The organism is Photorhabdus caribbeanensis, from assembly GCF_018448885.1.
GTDB lineage: Bacteria > Pseudomonadota > Gammaproteobacteria > Enterobacterales > Enterobacteriaceae > Photorhabdus > Photorhabdus caribbeanensis.
Window position 1 is genome coordinate 17,812 of the sequence record NZ_RCWB01000018.1, and the last position, 17,269, is coordinate 35,080.

A 17,269-nucleotide genomic window follows, 5' to 3' on the forward strand; every position below is an offset into this window, starting at 1 on the left:
AGATATGGGCCAATTTGACTACCTTAAAGAAGCGATTAAACAGACAGGTTATACGTTGCAACAGGTTGCCGATGCAAGTGGTATGACCAAAGGTTATCTCAGTCAGTTAATTAATGACAAAATTAAAAGTCCCAGCGCCCAAAAATTGGCTGCTCTCCATCACTATCTGAGGTTGCAATATCCTGTACAAAATAAAACTGTTGGCGTGGTATTCGGCAAGTTCTATCCCTTGCATACCGGGCATATCTATCTGATTCAACGGGCCTGTAGTCAGGTGGATGAGTTGCATATTATTCTTTGCCACGATGAGCCGAGAGATCGGGAGTTGTTTATAAGCAGTTCCATGTCTCAGCAACCCACGGTGAGCGATCGTCTGCGCTGGTTGCTTCAAACATTTAAGTATCAGAAAAATATCCATATTCACTCTTTTGATGAACAGGGAATTGAACCTTATCCACATGGTTGGGATGTGTGGAGTGACGGAATGAAAGCCTTTATGGCAAAAAAGGGCATTAATCCAACTTATATATATTCCAGTGAAACTCAAGATTCTCCCCGATATAAAGAGCATTTAGGAATTGAGACAATTCTTATCGATCCACAACGTTCGTTTATGAAAATCAGTGGTCGGCATATTCGTCAGGACCCATTCCGTCATTGGGAATATATTCCTACGGAAGTGAAACCTTTCTTTGTTCGTACTGTAGCGATTCTTGGTGGAGAGTCCAGCGGTAAATCTACGTTAGTTAACAAATTGGCAAATATTTTTAATACGACAAGTGCTTGGGAATATGGTCGTGATTATGTTTTTTCTCATCTGGGGGGAGATGAGATGGCGCTGCAATATTCGGACTATGACAAGATTGCATTAGGGCAAGCCCAGTATATTGATTTTGCCGTAAAATATGCGAATAAGGTCGCATTTATAGATACCGATTTTGTCACTACCCAGGCATTCTGTAAGCGATATGAAGGACGTGAACACCCGTTTGTTCAGGCATTAATTGATGAGTACCGATTTGATTTGGTGATTCTACTGGAAAACAACACCCCTTGGGTTGCTGATGGTTTGCGTAGTCTTGGCAGTGAGCAGGATCGTAAAGAGTTCCAGCAACTGCTGGAGGATATGCTGAAAAGTAATAATATTGAATATGTCAATGTGGATTCACCTGATTATGATCAGCGTTTCCTACGTTGTATTGAACTCATTCAGCAACTTTTAGCGGCTAATCCTAAATGACACGTTAGTTGAATCGTTTGTAATTAGATTTATATATAATATTTTATATGATAAATTAATAAATATATATCCAATCACAATATGCACTGTGGCTGGATATTTTTATTTTCTGTAAGTAATAAAATATATAACAGCTATTAATATTTTTGATACTTCTATTGATTATTTATTTCTTGAATAAAAACAAAATTAATAATTAAATACTTCCCGGTTGGCTTATAAATAAGTTTTTTTTAAATTTTTGATTGGTTGGGGAATAAGGGAGGGTTGATTTTTTTATTAATAATTTAATGTTCGATGTGGCGCTGTTATTATGATGATTAAATATTAATTTTAACATGTTGTTATGATATTAAGGTGTTTTTATCTATAAAAAATTATTTGTCTGATGTTATTTTTTTATTTGTACTAACAAGATAGTAGCCTATTGTTAATGAATGGTTGGTAGGCGTAGGTTGATCTTGTTTAGTGAAATTTTGATTTTAGCATGCAGATAGTCATTTGAAATAGTCACTGGTAGAAATATTGATATACTTTCAATTGAGATATTTCTTATATGATTTTCCCTCGTTTGTGTAATCTTATAATGATGAATATCTGTATTTTTACGGATTGCTCTGGCTGTAAGAGTTACTGATAATGCCAGATTTCTTACACTATTAATTATGCTGAGATAATGAATTTGAATCAAATCGCTACGATTGAAGCCATTGATATTTCATATGGTTTTTCGAAAAGTAAAGCTAACCAGAAAATGATTTCAGACATCACTCTTTCTATTTTTCCAGGTGAATTTACTTTGATTAATGGGGATCTCTGTTCAGGAAAAAGTACTTTGCTGGCAATGATTTCTGGGTTATTGCCTCTCGACGGAGGAAAAATATTAATTGCTGATAATGAATTGGGGAGGATGAATAACTTCGAGTTAGATAAATTCCATTTGATAAATTGTGGTTTTATCTTTCAAAGAATTAATTTATCTAATGAACTTACGGTTCTGGATAATTTGCTATTATCTCTCTCTTGTGGAATCACGACCTCTCATCAGGAAGCAACAGTCAGGGCAACCAAGGCACTGAATATTGTTGGCCTGAAACACAAGAAAGATATATATCCCAAGGAATTACGCGATAATGAAAAACAACGGGTGGCAATAGCCAGCGCCATTGTGAAAAGCCCTCGGTATTTGTTTGCTGATGAGCCAACCTGTTATCTTGATAATTATGACTGCCAAATAGCTATTGATATCTTAAGTTTTATTGCTCATAACCAAAGAGGTACGGTTGTTGTGGCTTCACAGGATAATAGGCTTATCAAACATGCAGATCGTATTATTACTTTGAAAGAAGGAAAGATTATCCATGATACGTATCTTACACATAACATAATGAATAAGACTATGAGCTTATATCTAAATAATTGAGTGGAAAACGGCCTGTTACCAGGCCATTTTCAATATGATTATTTGCTGATTCTCTTATATTTAATGCGATGTGGTTCCAGCGCTTCTGCTCCGAGAGTCCGCTTCTTATAGTCTTCGTATTCACTAAAGTTACCTTCAAAGAAAGTGACTTTACCTTCATCTTGGTAATCAATGATGTGGGTTGCGATACGATCAAGGAACCAACGATCGTGGGAAATAACCATCGCACAACCTGGGAATTCCAGCAAGGCGTTTTCCAGTGCGCGCAAGGTTTCGATGTCCAGGTCGTTGGTTGGTTCGTCGAGCAACAGCATGTTACCGCCGACTTGCAGCAGTTTAGCCAGATGCAGCCGCCCTCTTTCACCACCAGACAACTCACCGACACGTTTACCTTGATCAACACCTTTGAAGTTAAAACGGCCAACATAGGCGCGACTTGGCAGTTCGAAGTTACCGATACGCATGATGTCCTGGCCGCCCGAAATCTCTTCCCAAACGGTTTTCTTATCATCCATGTTGTCACGGAACTGATCGACAGAAGCGAGTTTGACGGTTTCACCTAACGTGATAGAGCCGGAATCGGGTTGTTCTTGGTTGGAGATCATACGGAACAGGGTAGATTTACCGGCGCCGTTAGGCCCGATAATCCCAACAATCGCCCCTTTTGGCAGAGAGAAGCTCAGATTGTCAATCAGAACCCGGTCGCCATAGGATTTGGTTAGGTTTTCCACTTCCAGAACTTTGTCGCCCAAGCGTGGTCCTGGTGGAATGAACAGTTCGCTGGTTTCGTTGCGCTTCTGATATTCAACGCTATTTAATTCTTCAAAGCGGGCCAGACGCGCTTTGCCTTTTGCCTGACGGCCTTTCGGATTTTGGCGAACCCATTCCAGCTCTTTCTCAATGGATTTACGACGCGCAGCTTCTGTTGCGGCTTCTTGTGCCAGACGAGCATCTTTCTGTTCCAGCCATGAAGAGTAATTACCTTCCCACGGAATACCTTCACCACGGTCAAGTTCCAGAATCCAGCCAGCAACGTTATCAAGGAAGTAACGGTCGTGGGTAATTGCGACAACGGTACCTTCGTAATCGTGCAGGAAGCGTTCCAGCCAGGCGACAGATTCGGCGTCAAGGTGGTTAGTTGGCTCGTCCAGTAGCAGCATATCGGGTTTTTCCAGCAGTAAGCGGCAGATTGCCACACGGCGGCGCTCCCCCCCGGATAGATGCTCGATTTTTGCATCCCACGGCGGCAAACGCAGGGCATCAGCGGCGCGCTCAAGCTGGTTATCAAGGTTATGGCCATCGTGGGATTGAATAATCGCTTCCAGTTCACCTTGTTCTTTAGCCAGTTTGTCAAAATCAGCGTCAGGATCAGCATAGGCTGCGTAGACTTCATCCAAACGAGTCAGCGCGTGTTTTACTTCGCTAACCGCTTCTTCCACTGCTTCGCGGACAGTGTGCTCCAGATTTAATTTAGGCTCCTGTGGTAGATAGCCAATTTTAATTCCTGGTTGTGGGCGAGCTTCTCCTTCGATATCTTTATCGATGCCTGCCATAATGCGCAGTAAGGTCGATTTACCGGCGCCATTAAGGCCAAGAACACCAATTTTTGCTCCCGGAAAGAAACTCAAGGAGATATTTTTCAGAATATGACGTTTCGGGGGAACAATTTTACCGACCCGATGCATGGTGTAGACGTATTGAGCCACGTTGCTATAAGCCTCGCTATCTCTGATTGTGATAATGCCTGTTTTGCGAAGCAAGTCGCATGAACAGGGCGCGTTGATGCCTGATTATATCCGTTTAGGTTATTGATGTTCATCTGAACACGATTTGTCACAGTTTACCCGATTTAAGTCAATAAACTCTATAACCCAATTGCTCGAATAAAATGATCCTAGGTTGAGTTGGTTAAAGTGAATCAATTTATTATATAAAAAACTAACCTGTTATGAATATATGGTTATATATCTCATCATAGGATAAATTCATGTGGTAAGCGGTGGTAATTATATTATTATGGTGTTTATGCATTCGTAATATTAACCTGTTTGATTTTATCTCCCGGAGGAGCGTGATAATGGCTAAGTGGCAATACCTTACGGTAGTTATAGGGTTAGTTTTTATTTCTGTAGCAGCAAGCGCTGATTCTCTGGAAAATCAGCGACAGAGATATCAGCAAATTAAGCAAGCGTGGAATATCGGCGATAGAGCTGAAATCGCACGACTAATGCCAACATTGAAAGATTATCCGCTTTATCCTTATCTGCAATATCGGGAGCTGACTCAGGATCTGTCACTCGCTACACCAGCGCAGGTTCGTGATTTTGTTGATCTCCACCCTAATTTGCCTCCCGCACGTTCTTTATCATCCCGTTTTATTAATGAACTTGCACGTCGCGAAGAGTGGCGCGGGATACTGGCATTCACTCCTACTGCGCCGAAATCTATTGCAGCCCGCTGTCATTACTATGTTGCTAAATGGGCCGCCGGTGAGGAACAGGTTGCCTGGCAGGGAGCGAAAGAAGTTTGGTTGAATGGTCGTTCTTTACCAGCCAGTTGCGATAAATTATTTGATGTTTGGCAGCAAAGCGGCCATTTATCAGCGAAACTGATATTACAGCGTATTAACCTGGCATTAAAAGCGGGAAATACGTCACTGGTCAGTTACCTCGCTAAACAATTGCCATTGGGATACAAAAGTATCAGTGAGAGCCTGATTAAATTGCAGGGTGATCCTGCGACTGTAGCGGATTTTGCTAATCATACCGGGCCGACTGATTTTACCCGTGTTACCACTTTAGCGGCTTTCTCGCGTTTCGCTCGTCAAGATCCGGAACAGGCAAAAGCGATCATTCCATCAATTGTCAGAGTGCAAAAGATGAATGCAAGCGAACATCAGCGATTAAAAGATATTGTTGCCTGGCAATTAATGGGCGATGTGAGCGATGAACAAGAAAAGTGGCGTGATGATGCGATCCGCGATAGCCAATCTGTTGCATTGCTTGAGCGTCGGATTCGTTTGGCGTTGGGTCATGCAGATGAACATGGTGTGGCTCAATGGATAAAATTGCTTCCGTTAAAGAACCAAAATAAAGAGGAATGGCGTTATTGGCAAGCCAACATTCTATTGGTACAGGGTAATAAGAGCGAAGGTGAGGCAATATTGCGTAAGCTGACAGAAAGCCGTGGTTTTTATCCAATGGTTGCTGCGCAGAAACTGAATGTCAGTTATCCGCTGATGATAAATAGCGCAAAAAAGCCGGATGCAGCTATTGCTTCAATGCCCGAAGTACAGAGAGTGAGAGAACTACTGTATTGGCAAATGGATAATCTTGCCCGCATAGAGTGGAACTACTTGGTTGCCAGCCAAGATAAATTAAAACAACAGCAACTGGCGCGTTATGCTTTCGACCAAAAATGGGCGGCTCTTAGTGTACAGGCGACAATAACTGGAAAAATGTGGGACTACCTTGAAGAACGTTTTCCATTGGCATGGCCGCGGGAATTTAGTCACTTCACTGCAAATAAAGACATTTCTCAAAGTTATGCGATGGCGATAGCTCGTCAGGAAAGTGCCTGGAATCCGCAAGCCAGTTCGCCAGTCGGGGCAATGGGGTTGATGCAGGTGATGCCAAAAACGGCAGAGGATACGGTTAAGAAAAATGGAATCCAGGGATATATAAACAGTAGCCAACTTATAAACCCGCTGACGAATATCGAAATCGGTACTGCTTATCTTGAATCGGTTTATCAGCGCTTTGGAAAGAATCGGATACTTGCCAGCGCGGCCTATAATGCCGGACCAACTCGTGTAGAGCGCTGGTTATCTAACAGTGATGGGCGACTCGATGCGATAGCTTTTATTGACAGCATTCCATTTTCTGAAACCCGCAATTATGTCAAAAATGTTTTGGTTTATGATGTCTTTTACAGTCATTTCATGGGGAAGTCATCAAATGTGCTGACTAATGCGGAGTGGCAAAGGCGTTATTGATTTATGGCAAACTATGTTATGCTGCCGTACTAGTTAAATAGTATAATGACTGATTGATTATGACGACGAATCATCTGACAGACCCGGCACTTTCGCCGCAAGATCATGAAGATTGGCAATGTTTCGTGACATTACTCCAACAGGCTTTTGCTGAAGATCTACAGCATCCGATTTTACAGTTATTATTGACGCCAGATGAACGGACAGCACTGGCTACCAGAGTACGAATCATCAAGGAGTTGATGAGTGGAAAAATGAGTCAACGCGAGCTGAAAAATGAACTTGGGGTGGGTATTGCGACGATTACGCGCGGCTCTAATAGCCTGAAATTTGCCTCAAACGATGTGAAAGCTTGGTTGGAACAGCAATTACTGAAATAGCAGGCCGCCAACTGCGGCCTAATGGTGAATGCCTGTTTAACGGGCGTTCAGTTCTTTATAAATTTCATGATGTACTGGCACCAAAGCGAGTATCAGAGCTTGGTGGTACACACTGGTACGAGTCAGGATGCCATCAGTAAAAAAGCCAATCGCGCCATCTTTCTGCTTGATGTTATTGATGCCAGTAAGGTAAGCCATTTCATGACCTAATTCTCGGCCTTCTCGAATACCATCAAGAATTTTCTCTGGCAACATTAGACTGGCTGAACGAGATTCTCCGCGAATTTGCTGATATTCCACCACCATCCAGGCAAATGTCATATCGTCTTCAATACCTGCTTCCACGCCGACCCAAAAATCTGCTTCAGGACGAACTTGTCTGGCCGCCATGACACGTTGACGGGCGCCAGTACGGGTTTCTGTGTTGCCAATAGGTTGTTGTGGGACGCTACTGTCTACATTGATATCTTCGATCCGATAAGTACCTGGCCCAAAAACATCATCAAAGGCGAGACTAATGGCTTTAATTTTTGCAGGGTTGGTGGTTGCGGCAATAACGTGATACATAATAGATGAGTTATCCTTTGAACGAGTATTTACGCAGTATAACGGAAAATGAAAATGTTACAGGTATATCTTGTTCGGCATGGGGAATCCGAATGGAATGCGGCACGTCGTATTCAGGGACAATCTGACAGCCCTCTGACCGAAACAGGCGAACATCAAGCCAGATTAGTGGCGCAAAGAGTAAAATCGGAAAGTATTACCCATATTATTACCAGCGACCTTGGGCGGACACGCCGAACGGCAGAGATCATTGCTGAGGTTTGTGGTTGTGAAATTATTCTGGAGCCACGTTTGCGCGAATTGAACATGGGGGTGCTTGAACGCAGAAATATTGATTCCTTGACTTCGGAAGAGGAGAACTGGCGTAAGAAAGTCCTTGATGGCACACCTGGGGGACGCATCCCCGAAGGCGAATCGATGGATGAACTCGCTGAGCGTATGAGAGCTGCGTTGGAAAGCTGCCGTAATCTACCGGTTGGCAGTCGGCCGTTGTTAGTCAGTCATGGCATTGCTTTGGGATGTTTGGTTAGCACCATACTGGGATTGCCCGCGCATGCTGAACGTCGTCTTCGCCTGAGAAATTGCTCTCTGTCCAGAGTGGATTATCAACACAGCCCGTGGCTGGCGTCAGGCTGGATTGTAGAAACGGCAGGCGATATCACACATCTGGATACGCCCGCACTGGATGAACTGCAACGTTAATGCTGGATAGGAATGAGATACTGAAATTCGATGATATGGTTCGCCGCTTCCTTATCTCTGTCATGAGTATTGGTAAGATAATATCGTTCGATATCGTATCCTTTCCTACGTGTCAGGTTTAGCATTGGCAGGCAGATACCATAGACGGTAAACAGAAAATCCTGTAAACCATCTTTGGTGCCGTAGTAACTAAATGAGACGTATTCTCCAGCCGGTAATGTAACAGGTTGGCTGCCTGCCACATCAAACAGCGCATATTGGGGTTCTACCGCTGTTGTGTACAACACAGTTTGTTCATCTTCTTTTTCTGGATTGGGAGTTGCATGATGAAGGCCATAAAGTACAGGAGGTAACACTTCTGCATTTTGCAGATAGTATGTCCAGAAATTGTGTCGCATTTCAGTACAAAAACTGGACCATTGTTCCAGTGTATAAGAACAGGTCTGCTCTATACCAACCAGTGGCTGTTCCTCTAGAGTGAGATAGGTTGCTTCGGGAATATACCTCTTATCCAGCAATATGGGCGGGCGAATACCCGTGGCGCACCACTCCTCACTGAGACGATAAAGTGCAGGTGTTTTATTAAATTGTTTTTTAAATGCGCGAGTGAAAGTTTGTTGGGAGTCAAACTGGTACTGTAAAGCAATATCCAGAATAGGGCGGCTGGTTAAACGTAAAGCAACGGCTGCCCGTGATAACCTTCTGGCACGGATATAGGAGCCAATAGCCTGGCCGGTAATGTCTTTAAACATACGTTGCAGGTGCCATTTAGAATAACCTGCTTTAGCTGCAACATTATTGAGTGATAACGGTTGATCTAAATGATTGTCTAGCCAACGTAATAAATCACGAATGATGCCGGTTTGATCCATACATCTCCTTAGTCGTTAAGACCAGAAAGAACAATATAAGAACTCATACTACTAGGCTATTTTGTTTGCCACATGAACAGGTTTACAGAGTGAGTAAAACGAATCATTCCTATGTTTGCATCTCTGTTCGGTGTCTGCGTGCTGTTGGTGTTCATAATTTATTGACAAGCGTGGCATTCAACAATAACTCTACTGGATATAAGCACTAAGTGTAAAACAAGTCTTATATTTACAATAGGATACTTATTCGTATTATTATTTCACTCATTACTTTGTGAAATTATTCTAATATGTAATTATTGTTATTAGAGGGTATTACCGACTATTTGGTATCTCGGCGGTGAGATTTTACGCTGAATTAATTAAGGCACGAGATTATATATGTTAAAAATCATAAAGATACTAGTAACAACAACATTGTTGTTCATACCTGTGACGACTCAGGCTGAAGAGATTGGCTCGGTAGACACTGTTTTCAAATTTATCGGGCCTGATCACAAAATTGTCGTGGAAGCGTTTGATGATCCTGATGTTAAAAATGTGACTTGCTACCTGAGCAGGGCAAAAACAGGCGGAATAAAAGGGGGCTTAGGACTTGCGGAAGATACTTCTGATGCGGCGATTTCTTGTCAGCAGGTTGGAGAGATTGAACTAACAGACAAGATTAAAAAGAGCAGTAAAAAAGGTCAGGTGGTTTTCCAGAAGCGAACTTCACTGGTGTTTAAAAAACTTCAAGTCGTCCGTTTCTATGATGCAAACCGTAATGCATTAGTCTATCTGACATATTCCGATAAGATGATCGATGGTTCACCGAAGAATGCGATCAGTGCTGTACCGATTATGCCGTGGAAGGCGATAGAAAATTGAGGGGCAGGATGGGGTCCTACAGGGATATCCCATCCTGTCATTTTTACAGGCTTACCAGATAGTTCAAGTTATGCTTCCAAATCACCACAGAAACGATAGCCTTCACCGTGAATGGTGGCGATGATTTCCATCGTATCTGGCGTCGATTCGAAATGTTTACGGATGCGACGAATCGTTACATCAACGGTACGGTCATGAGGTTTCAATTCACGACCGGTCATCTTTCTCAGTAAATCTGCGCGTGTTTGGATTTTGCCTGGATTTTCACAGAAATGGAGCATGGCGCGGAACTCGCTGCGTGGCAATTTATACTGCTCTCCCGCCGGGCTGATCAGAGAACGGCTATTGATATCTAATTCCCAACCGTTGAATTTATAGCTCTCAACCTGGCGACGTTCCTCGTTGATATTACTCAGATTCATGGTACGAGAAAGCAGGTTGCGGGCGCGAATAGTTAATTCACGCGGATTAAATGGTTTGGTGATGTAATCATCAGCACCAATTTCCAAGCCAAGGATTTTGTCTACTTCGTTGTCACGGCCGGTCAGGAACATCAGGGCCACATTTGCTTGCTCACGCAGTTCGCGGGCAAGCAACAAGCCATTTTTGCCTGGAAGGTTGATGTCCATAATCACCAAATTAATGTCATTGTTTGACAGAATGTGGTGCATCTCTGAACCATCGGTGGCTTCATAAACTATATACCCTTCAGCTTCGAAAATGCTTTTTAGGGTATTGCGAGTGACAATTTCGTCTTCAACAATCAAAATGTGCGGGGTTTGCATGGTTGCTACCTAGAATCGCTTAAAAATAAATCAGAATGATTCAAACTACTCTTATCTCAGGATATTTACTGGTTATTATTTGTCATCACTGAAATTATAGCTTAAATCAGTAATAACATTTATTGATATGTTTTACACTGAAAGTAAAAGTTGCTTTTCCTTTGGTGGGTATATACCCAAAAAACTGGTTAAACAGTGTTATGTTAGTCCATTAACAGCAATATAACAGCTTGCAATGCATTTACCATCTAAAAAAACTACCTTTTATTGACGTACATCAAAATTGATTGTAGCACGTTAATATTATTTATATTGGTTATTTTATACCTTGTATTCTGTCATGCAAATGACAAATTTCTGTTAATGCATCGGGTGGTTTTGTACGGAAAATAATCTCTGATGAGTTCGTCAGTGAATAAAAATAGCTGATTTTTACGAAAAGATAAAATATATTGTTAATTTTGTTAAAAATGGATTTAATAACTGAAAAATTGGCTTCAACAAGAAATATTTGTTTGTCTTGATGACCATGAGATGAATTATTCCAGTACTAAAAATATCAAAAAAATAAGATTGTTTAGAGAAAATGTTTGACTTTGTGCACAAATTCATTTAACCAATATAGGGTCAAACCCATTAAATGACAGACAGGAACCTATGCAAACTATCAGCCTGAAAACCACAATTATTATCACCACCGGAACCACAGGTTGCGGGGCGGGCTGACGCATACATAAAATAGAGAAAAAAGCCCGCATCCAAATCAGATGCGGGCTTTTTTTTGGCGCGGAATCAGGAGAAAAATGTTAATGCGAGTGCTTAAATTTGGAGGAACTTCGGTCGCTAATCACCAGCGTGTGCTGAGCGTTGCCGATATTGCAGAAAAAAAACTTTCCCAAGGCGGAGTTGCGTTGGTGCTTTCCGCACCGGCAAAAATTACCAATCATTTAGTGGCGATGATTGAAAAAACGGTAGCCGGGCAAGAGATCATTACCCATATGCATGATGCTGAGCAGATCTTTGCTGATTTATTACAGAGATTGGCGCAGGAGCAACCTGGTTTTGCTTATGAACGGTTAAAAATGATGGTTGAGCAAGAATTTGCTCAATTGAAACAGGTTCTGCATGGTATTTCGTTACTGGGGCAATGCCCGGATAGCATTAACGCTTCCCTGATTTGTCGCGGGGAGAAACTCTCTATCGCAATCATGGAGTCTGTATTGCAGGCGCGTGGTAACAAGGTCACGGTGATTGATCCGGTAGAAAATTTGTTGGCGCAAGGTCATTACCTTGAATCTACGGTAGATATCAACGAGTCTACGAAGCGCATTGCTTCTCTGAATATTCCTGATGACCATATTGTTCTGATGGCGGGATTTACGGCCGGAAATGATAAAGGGGAACTCGTTGTCTTGGGGCGTAATGGTTCTGACTATTCCGCTGCTGTTTTAGCGGCTTGTTTGCGGGCGACATGTTGCGAAATCTGGACCGATGTGGATGGCGTTTATACCTGTGATCCCAGAGTTGTGCCGGATGCGCGGTTACTAAAAGGCTTGTCCTATCAGGAAGCGATGGAACTCTCTTATTTCGGCGCCAAGGTGTTGCATCCGCGGACTATTGCCCCGATTGCTCAATTTCAGATCCCGTGTTTGATTAAAAATACCGCCAATCCAGATGCGCCGGGAACACTTATAGGTGACGGGCAGAAAGATGAAAGTACGCCGGTAAAAGGGATTACCAACCTGAGCAGTATGGCAATGATTAACGTATCAGGGCCGGGTATGAAAGGGGTGGTGGGTATGGCGGCCAGGGTGTTTGCTGTCATGTCTCGCAAAGGGATCTCGGTTGTGCTGATTACTCAGTCATCTTCAGAATACAGCATCAGCTTCTGTGTGCCTCAACGTGAATTGGAGCGTGCGCGTCAGGCGCTGAGTGAAGAATTCTATCTTGAACTGAAAGAGGGGGTTCTTGATCCTTTGGATGTGATGGAAAATCTTTCCATTATCTCTGTTGTTGGCGATGGAATGCGTACCTTGCGTGGCATCTCTGCCCGTTTCTTCTCTGCATTGGCGCGCGGTAATATCAATATCGTTGCCATCGCACAGGGGTCTTCTGAACGTTCTATCTCCGCGGTTATCGATAATGAAGTGGCAACGACCGCCGTTCGTTTGTGCCATCAGATGTTATTTAATACCGATCAGGTGATCGAAGTTTTTGTCGTTGGTGTTGGTGGTGTCGGCAGTGTTTTAATTGAGCAGATCCGTCGTCAGCAAACTTGGTTGAAGCAAAAGCACATTGATTTACGAGTATGTGGTATTGCTAATTCACGGGCTATGTTGACGGACATGAGAGGTATTTGCCTTGATAATTGGCAGCAATGTTTATCAGAGGCCAAAGAACCTTTTAGTTTGAGTCGTCTGATCCGTTTGGAAAAAGAGTACCATTTGCTGAACCCGGTGATCGTGGATTGTACCTCTAATCAGCAAATTGCTGATCAATACGCCAGTTTCTTGAGTGATGGCTTTAACGTGGTCACGCCGAATAAAAAAGCCAATACATCGTCGATGGCTTATTACCATCAGATTCGTAAGGCGGCAGAGAAATCTAAACGTAAATTTCTGTATGACACTAACGTCGGGGCTGGCCTGCCGGTTATTGAAAACTTACAAAACCTGCTTAATGCGGGTGATGAACTGATTCAGTTCAATGGCATTCTTTCCGGTTCTCTCTCTTTTATTTTCGGTATGCTGGATGAAGGAATGTCGCTATCTCAGGCGACGTTACTGGCAAAAGAGAAGGGTTATACCGAACCTGATCCGCGCGATGATCTGTCCGGCATGGATGTTGCTCGTAAGCTGTTGATCCTCGCTCGTGAATCAGGTTATGAACTTGAACTGGATGATATTGATGTGGAGCCTGTACTGCCAGCTTCCTTTGATAACAGTGGTGGTGTGGATACTTTCCTTGAGCGTTTACCCTCTCTTGATCAGGTATTCAGCCAGCGTGTGGCAGAAGCCAAAGGACAGGGAAAAGTGTTGCGCTATGTTGGCATAATTGAAGATGGTCGTTGTAAGGTGAAAATCGCCGCAGTAGATGGCAATGATCCGCTTTATAAAGTCAAAAATGGCGAAAATGCGTTGGCATTCTACACACGTTACTATCAGCCAATACCGCTGGTACTGCGGGGATACGGGGCGGGTAATGATGTTACTGCCGCAGGTGTGTTCGCAGATATGCTGCGTACCTTGTCCTGGAAACAGGGAGTTTAATTGTGATTAAAATCTATGCGCCTGCCTCTGTTGGCAATGTCAGTGTTGGGTTTGATGTACTGGGGGCGGCGGTCTCTCCGATTGATGGTACTTTATTAGGTGATTGCGTTACTGTCCGGGCAGCAGAGAGCTTCAGTTTGCATAATGAAGGGCTGTTTGTGGGGAAGTTACCTGAGAATCTGGAGCACAACATCGTTTATCAATGCTGGCAATTATTCTGTCAGCATTTGGGTAAACAATTACCTGTGGCAATGACGCTGGAAAAAAATATGCCAATTGGCTCTGGTCTTGGCTCTAGCGCTTGTTCTGTTGTTGCTGGCTTGATGGCGCTGAATGAATTTGCAGGTCTTCCGTTTAGTGAAAACCAGTTACTGGCAATGATGGGGGAACTGGAAGGACGCATTTCCGGCAGTATTCACTATGATAACGTCGCACCATGTTATCTCGGAGGTTTACAACTGATCATGGAGCAGGGGGATATTATCTGTCAGCCGGTACCTTCGTTTGATGAGTGGTTATGGGTGATGGCTTATCCGGGCATTAAAGTTTCTACCGCAGAAGCCAGAGCGATTTTACCTGTGGAATATTCGAAGCAGGATGTTATCGATCATGGCCGTTTTCTTGCTGGCTTTATTCATGCTTGTCATACACGGCAACCCGATCTGGCAGCCAAATTGATGAAAGATGTGGTGGCTGAACCATATCGTACTCAACTACTGCCGGGTTTTGCTAAGGCTCGTGAAACCGCGAAACGGATAGGAGCATTGGCGTGTGGTATTTCTGGTTCTGGGCCGACCTTGTTCTCCATTTGTAATGATATGGCGACCGCAGAAGAAATGGCTAAATGGCTGCAACAGCATTATGTTCAGAATGATGAAGGTTTTGTACACATTTGCCGTCTGGATCTCGCAGGCGCACGACAGATAGGGTAACTGATGAAACTGTATAACTTAAAAGACAACAGCGAGCAGGTAAATTTTGCACAGGCAGTTAAACAGGGGTTGGGCAAACAGCAAGGGCTTTTCTTCCCGCAAGATTTACCGGAATTTAGCCGTGAAGAAATTGACCAACTGTTGAAACTGGATTTTGTTACTCGCAGCAGTCGCATTCTTTCAGCGTTTATTGGCGAAGAAATTCCGCCAGAACAACTGGCGACACGAGTTCAGCATGCTTTTACTTTTCCGGCGCCTGTTGCCAAAGTAGAAAATGATGTTGCAACGTTGGAATTATTCCACGGCCCAACTCTGGCATTTAAGGATTTTGGCGGTCGTTTTATGGCGCAAATGTTGGCACAAGTTGCTGGTGAGCAGCCAGTAACCATCCTGACGGCGACTTCCGGCGATACGGGGGCAGCAGTAGCGCACGCCTTTTATGGTTTGAATAATGTACAGGTGGTGATCCTCTACCCACAGGGCAAAATCAGCCCGTTACAGGAGAAACTGTTTTGTACCTTGGGCGGTAATATTCACACGGTGGCGATTGATGGCGATTTCGATGATTGCCAGGCGTTGGTTAAACAAGCGTTTGATGATCAAGAGTTGAAACAAGCTCTGTATCTCAATTCAGCCAACTCAATTAACATCAGCCGTTTGTTGGCGCAAATTTGCTACTATTTTGAAGCGGTTGCTCAGCTACCAGAAGATAAACGCGAACAACTGGTTATCTCTGTACCGAGTGGGAATTTTGGTGATTTGACCGCGGGTTTATTGGCAAAATCGATGGGATTGCCAGTAAAACGTTTTATCGCTGCCACTAATGTTAACGATACGGTTCCACGTTATCTAGAGGGTGGAAAATGGTTGCCTCATCAGACCGTTGCCACGCTTTCCAACGCAATGGATGTGAGCCAGCCAAACAATTGGCCACGGATTGAAGCGCTGTTTTGTCGTAAATCCTGGCCGTTGAGTGAATTGGGATATGGTGTAGTCAGTGATGACGTGACAAAAGAGACGATTCAGGAACTGGCTAAACTGGGTTATATCTCTGAACCTCATGCCGCGGTTGCTTATCGTGTTCTGCGTGATCAATTACAAGACGGTGAATACGGATTATTTCTCGGTACGGCTCATCCAGCGAAATTTAAAGAGAGTGTGGAACAGATTCTGGGGGAGGAATTACCATTGCCCAAAGCTTTGGCAGAACGGGCTGATCTGGAGCTGCTGTCCCATTACCTACCGGCAGATTTTGCTAGGTTGCGAGCTTTCCTGATGGAAAGAGCACCCAAGTCATTATGAAAGTGGGCGCCGCACAGATCATGCGGCGTTTATTATTGATAATAAGGTCTTAATGTTGTTCAGGGCGCTTAAATACCAGCTCATTTCCTTTGGATAACGATTCATCAAAGGCGTAGCCATCCAGATTAAACTCCACCAGACGGTCAGTTTGCGTTAATTGATTCTGAATAATAAACCGGCTCATTAGCCCGCGGGCTTTTTTCGCATAAAAACTAATGATTTTATACTTACCGTTTTTCTCATCGAGGAATACAGGTTTGATAATTTTACCGGCTAACTTTTTCGTATTCACGGATTTGAAATATTCATCAGAAGCCAGATTAACCAACACATTATCACCTTGTTGTTCTAAAGCTTCATTGAGTTTTTCTGTGATGAGATCTCCCCAGAAAGCGTAGAGATCTTTACCGCGTTTATTTTCCAGCTTGATCCCCATTTCCAGCCGGTAAGGCTGCATCAGATCCAACGGACGGAGTACACCATAAAGGCCAGATAAGATACGCAGATGATTCTGAGCAAAATCAAAATCCTTATTGGAGAAAGATTCAGCCTGCATACCGGTATAAACATCACCTTTAAATGCCAGAATAGCCTGACGGGCATTTTCTGGCGTGAAATCAGCATGCCATTCACCAAAACGAGCGGCATTCAGGCCGGCAAGTTTATCGCTGATACCCATCAAACTCGAAATTTGGGCAGGCGTCAGTTCGCGACAAATACTGATTAACTGCTGTGATTGGTCGAGTAATTCTGGTTGGCTATATTCTTCCGTGGCAAGCGGGCTTTCATAATCAAGGGTTTTTGCAGGTGAAATAGTAATAAGCATAATATCGTCCCGGTTGTTCAGATGAGGATACTTTAACAGAAGATAGGATAATAAAGAATTAATCACGACGATAGCGGAAACTGTGTGCGTGGTATCTGTAGGGTAACAAG

General features: G+C 43.3%; 14 protein-coding genes and 1 other annotated feature. Of the genes, 9 read left to right on the forward strand and 5 right to left on the reverse strand.

The window, feature by feature from the left end; all coding sequences use genetic code 11:
* The first annotated feature begins 4 nt into the window (after nucleotides 1-4).
* Together nadR and EAE90_RS13050 are read left to right on the forward strand one after the other, a co-directional pair.
* Nucleotides 5-1,240 (forward strand): multifunctional transcriptional regulator/nicotinamide-nucleotide adenylyltransferase/ribosylnicotinamide kinase NadR, encoded by a 1,236-nt coding sequence (gene nadR, locus EAE90_RS13045; protein WP_214053853.1) that lies wholly within the window; start codon nucleotides 5-7, stop codon nucleotides 1,238-1,240.
* 676 nt (nucleotides 1,241-1,916) lie between these two features.
* Nucleotides 1,917-2,663, forward strand: a complete 747-nt coding sequence (locus EAE90_RS13050) for an ABC transporter ATP-binding protein (RefSeq protein WP_214053854.1) — start codon at nucleotides 1,917-1,919, stop codon at nucleotides 2,661-2,663.
* A gap of 38 nt (nucleotides 2,664-2,701) precedes the next feature.
* On the opposite strand, the gene ettA is transcribed toward EAE90_RS13050, so the two are convergent.
* The gene (ettA, locus tag EAE90_RS13055) at nucleotides 2,702-4,369 is read right to left on the reverse strand and encodes an energy-dependent translational throttle protein EttA (RefSeq protein WP_214053855.1); all 1,668 of its coding nucleotides are present in this window, start codon (nucleotides 4,367-4,369) and stop codon (nucleotides 2,702-2,704) included.
* 371 nt (nucleotides 4,370-4,740) lie between these two features.
* Here ettA and sltY point away from each other — a divergent pair, with 371 nt between their 5' ends.
* Both sltY and trpR read left to right on the forward strand, forming a co-directional pair.
* Nucleotides 4,741-6,657 (forward strand): murein transglycosylase, encoded by a 1,917-nt coding sequence (gene sltY / locus EAE90_RS13060; protein ID WP_214053856.1) that lies wholly within the window; start codon nucleotides 4,741-4,743, stop codon nucleotides 6,655-6,657.
* Between the two features lie 59 nt (nucleotides 6,658-6,716).
* Nucleotides 6,717-7,037, forward strand: coding sequence for a trp operon repressor (trpR, locus tag EAE90_RS13065; RefSeq protein WP_214053857.1), 321 nt, complete (start codon nucleotides 6,717-6,719; stop codon nucleotides 7,035-7,037).
* 36 nt (nucleotides 7,038-7,073) lie between these two features.
* On the opposite strand, the gene yjjX is transcribed toward trpR, so the two are convergent.
* Complete coding sequence (yjjX, locus tag EAE90_RS13070; protein WP_036777059.1) at nucleotides 7,074-7,604, reverse strand: inosine/xanthosine triphosphatase; 531 nt, start codon at nucleotides 7,602-7,604, stop codon at nucleotides 7,074-7,076.
* 54 nt (nucleotides 7,605-7,658) lie between these two features.
* On the opposite strand from yjjX, the gene gpmB reads away from it, so the two are divergent.
* Nucleotides 7,659-8,306, forward strand: coding sequence for a 2,3-diphosphoglycerate-dependent phosphoglycerate mutase GpmB (gene gpmB / locus EAE90_RS13075; protein ID WP_214053858.1), 648 nt, complete (start codon nucleotides 7,659-7,661; stop codon nucleotides 8,304-8,306).
* Here gpmB and robA read toward each other — a convergent pair.
* On the reverse strand, nucleotides 8,303-9,178 hold the full coding sequence (gene robA / locus EAE90_RS13080) for an MDR efflux pump AcrAB transcriptional activator RobA (RefSeq protein ID WP_214053859.1): 876 nt from the start codon (nucleotides 9,176-9,178) through the stop codon (nucleotides 8,303-8,305). The two genes, gpmB and robA, sit on opposite strands and share 4 nt — an antisense overlap.
* A gap of 381 nt (nucleotides 9,179-9,559) precedes the next feature.
* On the opposite strand from robA, the gene creA reads away from it, so the two are divergent.
* Entirely contained in the window at nucleotides 9,560-10,045 is a 486-nt protein-coding gene (gene creA, locus EAE90_RS13085; RefSeq protein WP_214053860.1) for a protein CreA, read from the forward strand.
* Between the two features lie 68 nt (nucleotides 10,046-10,113).
* On the opposite strand, the gene arcA is transcribed toward creA, so the two are convergent.
* On the reverse strand, nucleotides 10,114-10,830 hold the full coding sequence (gene arcA / locus EAE90_RS13090; protein WP_214053861.1) for a two-component system response regulator ArcA: 717 nt from the start codon (nucleotides 10,828-10,830) through the stop codon (nucleotides 10,114-10,116).
* A gap of 664 nt (nucleotides 10,831-11,494) precedes the next feature.
* Nucleotides 11,495-11,614 (forward strand) — a sequence feature (Thr leader region).
* Nucleotides 11,615-11,639: 25 nt separating this feature from the next.
* Between arcA and thrA the strand changes: the two genes are divergently transcribed.
* From thrA to thrC, 3 genes are read left to right on the forward strand one after another with little or no spacing between them, the layout of a single operon-like run.
* Entirely contained in the window at nucleotides 11,640-14,099 is a 2,460-nt protein-coding gene (gene thrA / locus EAE90_RS13095) for a bifunctional aspartate kinase/homoserine dehydrogenase I (RefSeq protein ID WP_214053862.1), read from the forward strand.
* Nucleotides 14,081-15,031 (forward strand): homoserine kinase, encoded by a 951-nt coding sequence (gene thrB / locus EAE90_RS13100; protein ID WP_214053907.1) that lies wholly within the window; start codon nucleotides 14,081-14,083, stop codon nucleotides 15,029-15,031. The genes thrA and thrB overlap by 19 nt, the downstream gene beginning before the upstream one ends.
* Nucleotides 15,032-15,034: 3 nt before the next feature.
* On the forward strand, nucleotides 15,035-16,333 hold the full coding sequence (gene thrC, locus EAE90_RS13105; protein WP_214053863.1) for a threonine synthase: 1,299 nt from the start codon (nucleotides 15,035-15,037) through the stop codon (nucleotides 16,331-16,333).
* Between the two features lie 49 nt (nucleotides 16,334-16,382).
* Here thrC and yaaA read toward each other — a convergent pair whose 3' ends face one another.
* Nucleotides 16,383-17,159 (reverse strand): peroxide stress protein YaaA, encoded by a 777-nt coding sequence (gene yaaA, locus EAE90_RS13110; RefSeq protein WP_214053864.1) that lies wholly within the window; start codon nucleotides 17,157-17,159, stop codon nucleotides 16,383-16,385.
* Between the last annotated feature and the right edge of the window lie 110 nt (nucleotides 17,160-17,269).

Coding starts and splice junctions, on each gene's coding strand:
- nadR (WP_214053853.1), top strand. CDS start 5: ATGGGCCAATTTGACTACCTTAAAGAAGCGATTAAACAGACAGGTTAT.
- EAE90_RS13050 (WP_214053854.1), top strand. CDS start 1,917: ATGAATTTGAATCAAATCGCTACGATTGAAGCCATTGATATTTCATAT.
- sltY (WP_214053856.1), top strand. CDS start 4,741: ATGGCTAAGTGGCAATACCTTACGGTAGTTATAGGGTTAGTTTTTATT.
- trpR (WP_214053857.1), top strand. CDS start 6,717: ATGACGACGAATCATCTGACAGACCCGGCACTTTCGCCGCAAGATCAT.
- yjjX (WP_036777059.1), bottom strand. CDS start 7,604: ATGTATCACGTTATTGCCGCAACCACCAACCCTGCAAAAATTAAAGCC.
- gpmB (WP_214053858.1), top strand. CDS start 7,659: ATGTTACAGGTATATCTTGTTCGGCATGGGGAATCCGAATGGAATGCG.
- robA (WP_214053859.1), bottom strand. CDS start 9,178: ATGGATCAAACCGGCATCATTCGTGATTTATTACGTTGGCTAGACAAT.
- creA (WP_214053860.1), top strand. CDS start 9,560: ATGTTAAAAATCATAAAGATACTAGTAACAACAACATTGTTGTTCATA.
- arcA (WP_214053861.1), bottom strand. CDS start 10,830: ATGCAAACCCCGCACATTTTGATTGTTGAAGACGAAATTGTCACTCGC.
- thrA (WP_214053862.1), top strand. CDS start 11,640: ATGCGAGTGCTTAAATTTGGAGGAACTTCGGTCGCTAATCACCAGCGT.
- thrC (WP_214053863.1), top strand. CDS start 15,035: ATGAAACTGTATAACTTAAAAGACAACAGCGAGCAGGTAAATTTTGCA.
- yaaA (WP_214053864.1), bottom strand. CDS start 17,159: ATGCTTATTACTATTTCACCTGCAAAAACCCTTGATTATGAAAGCCCG.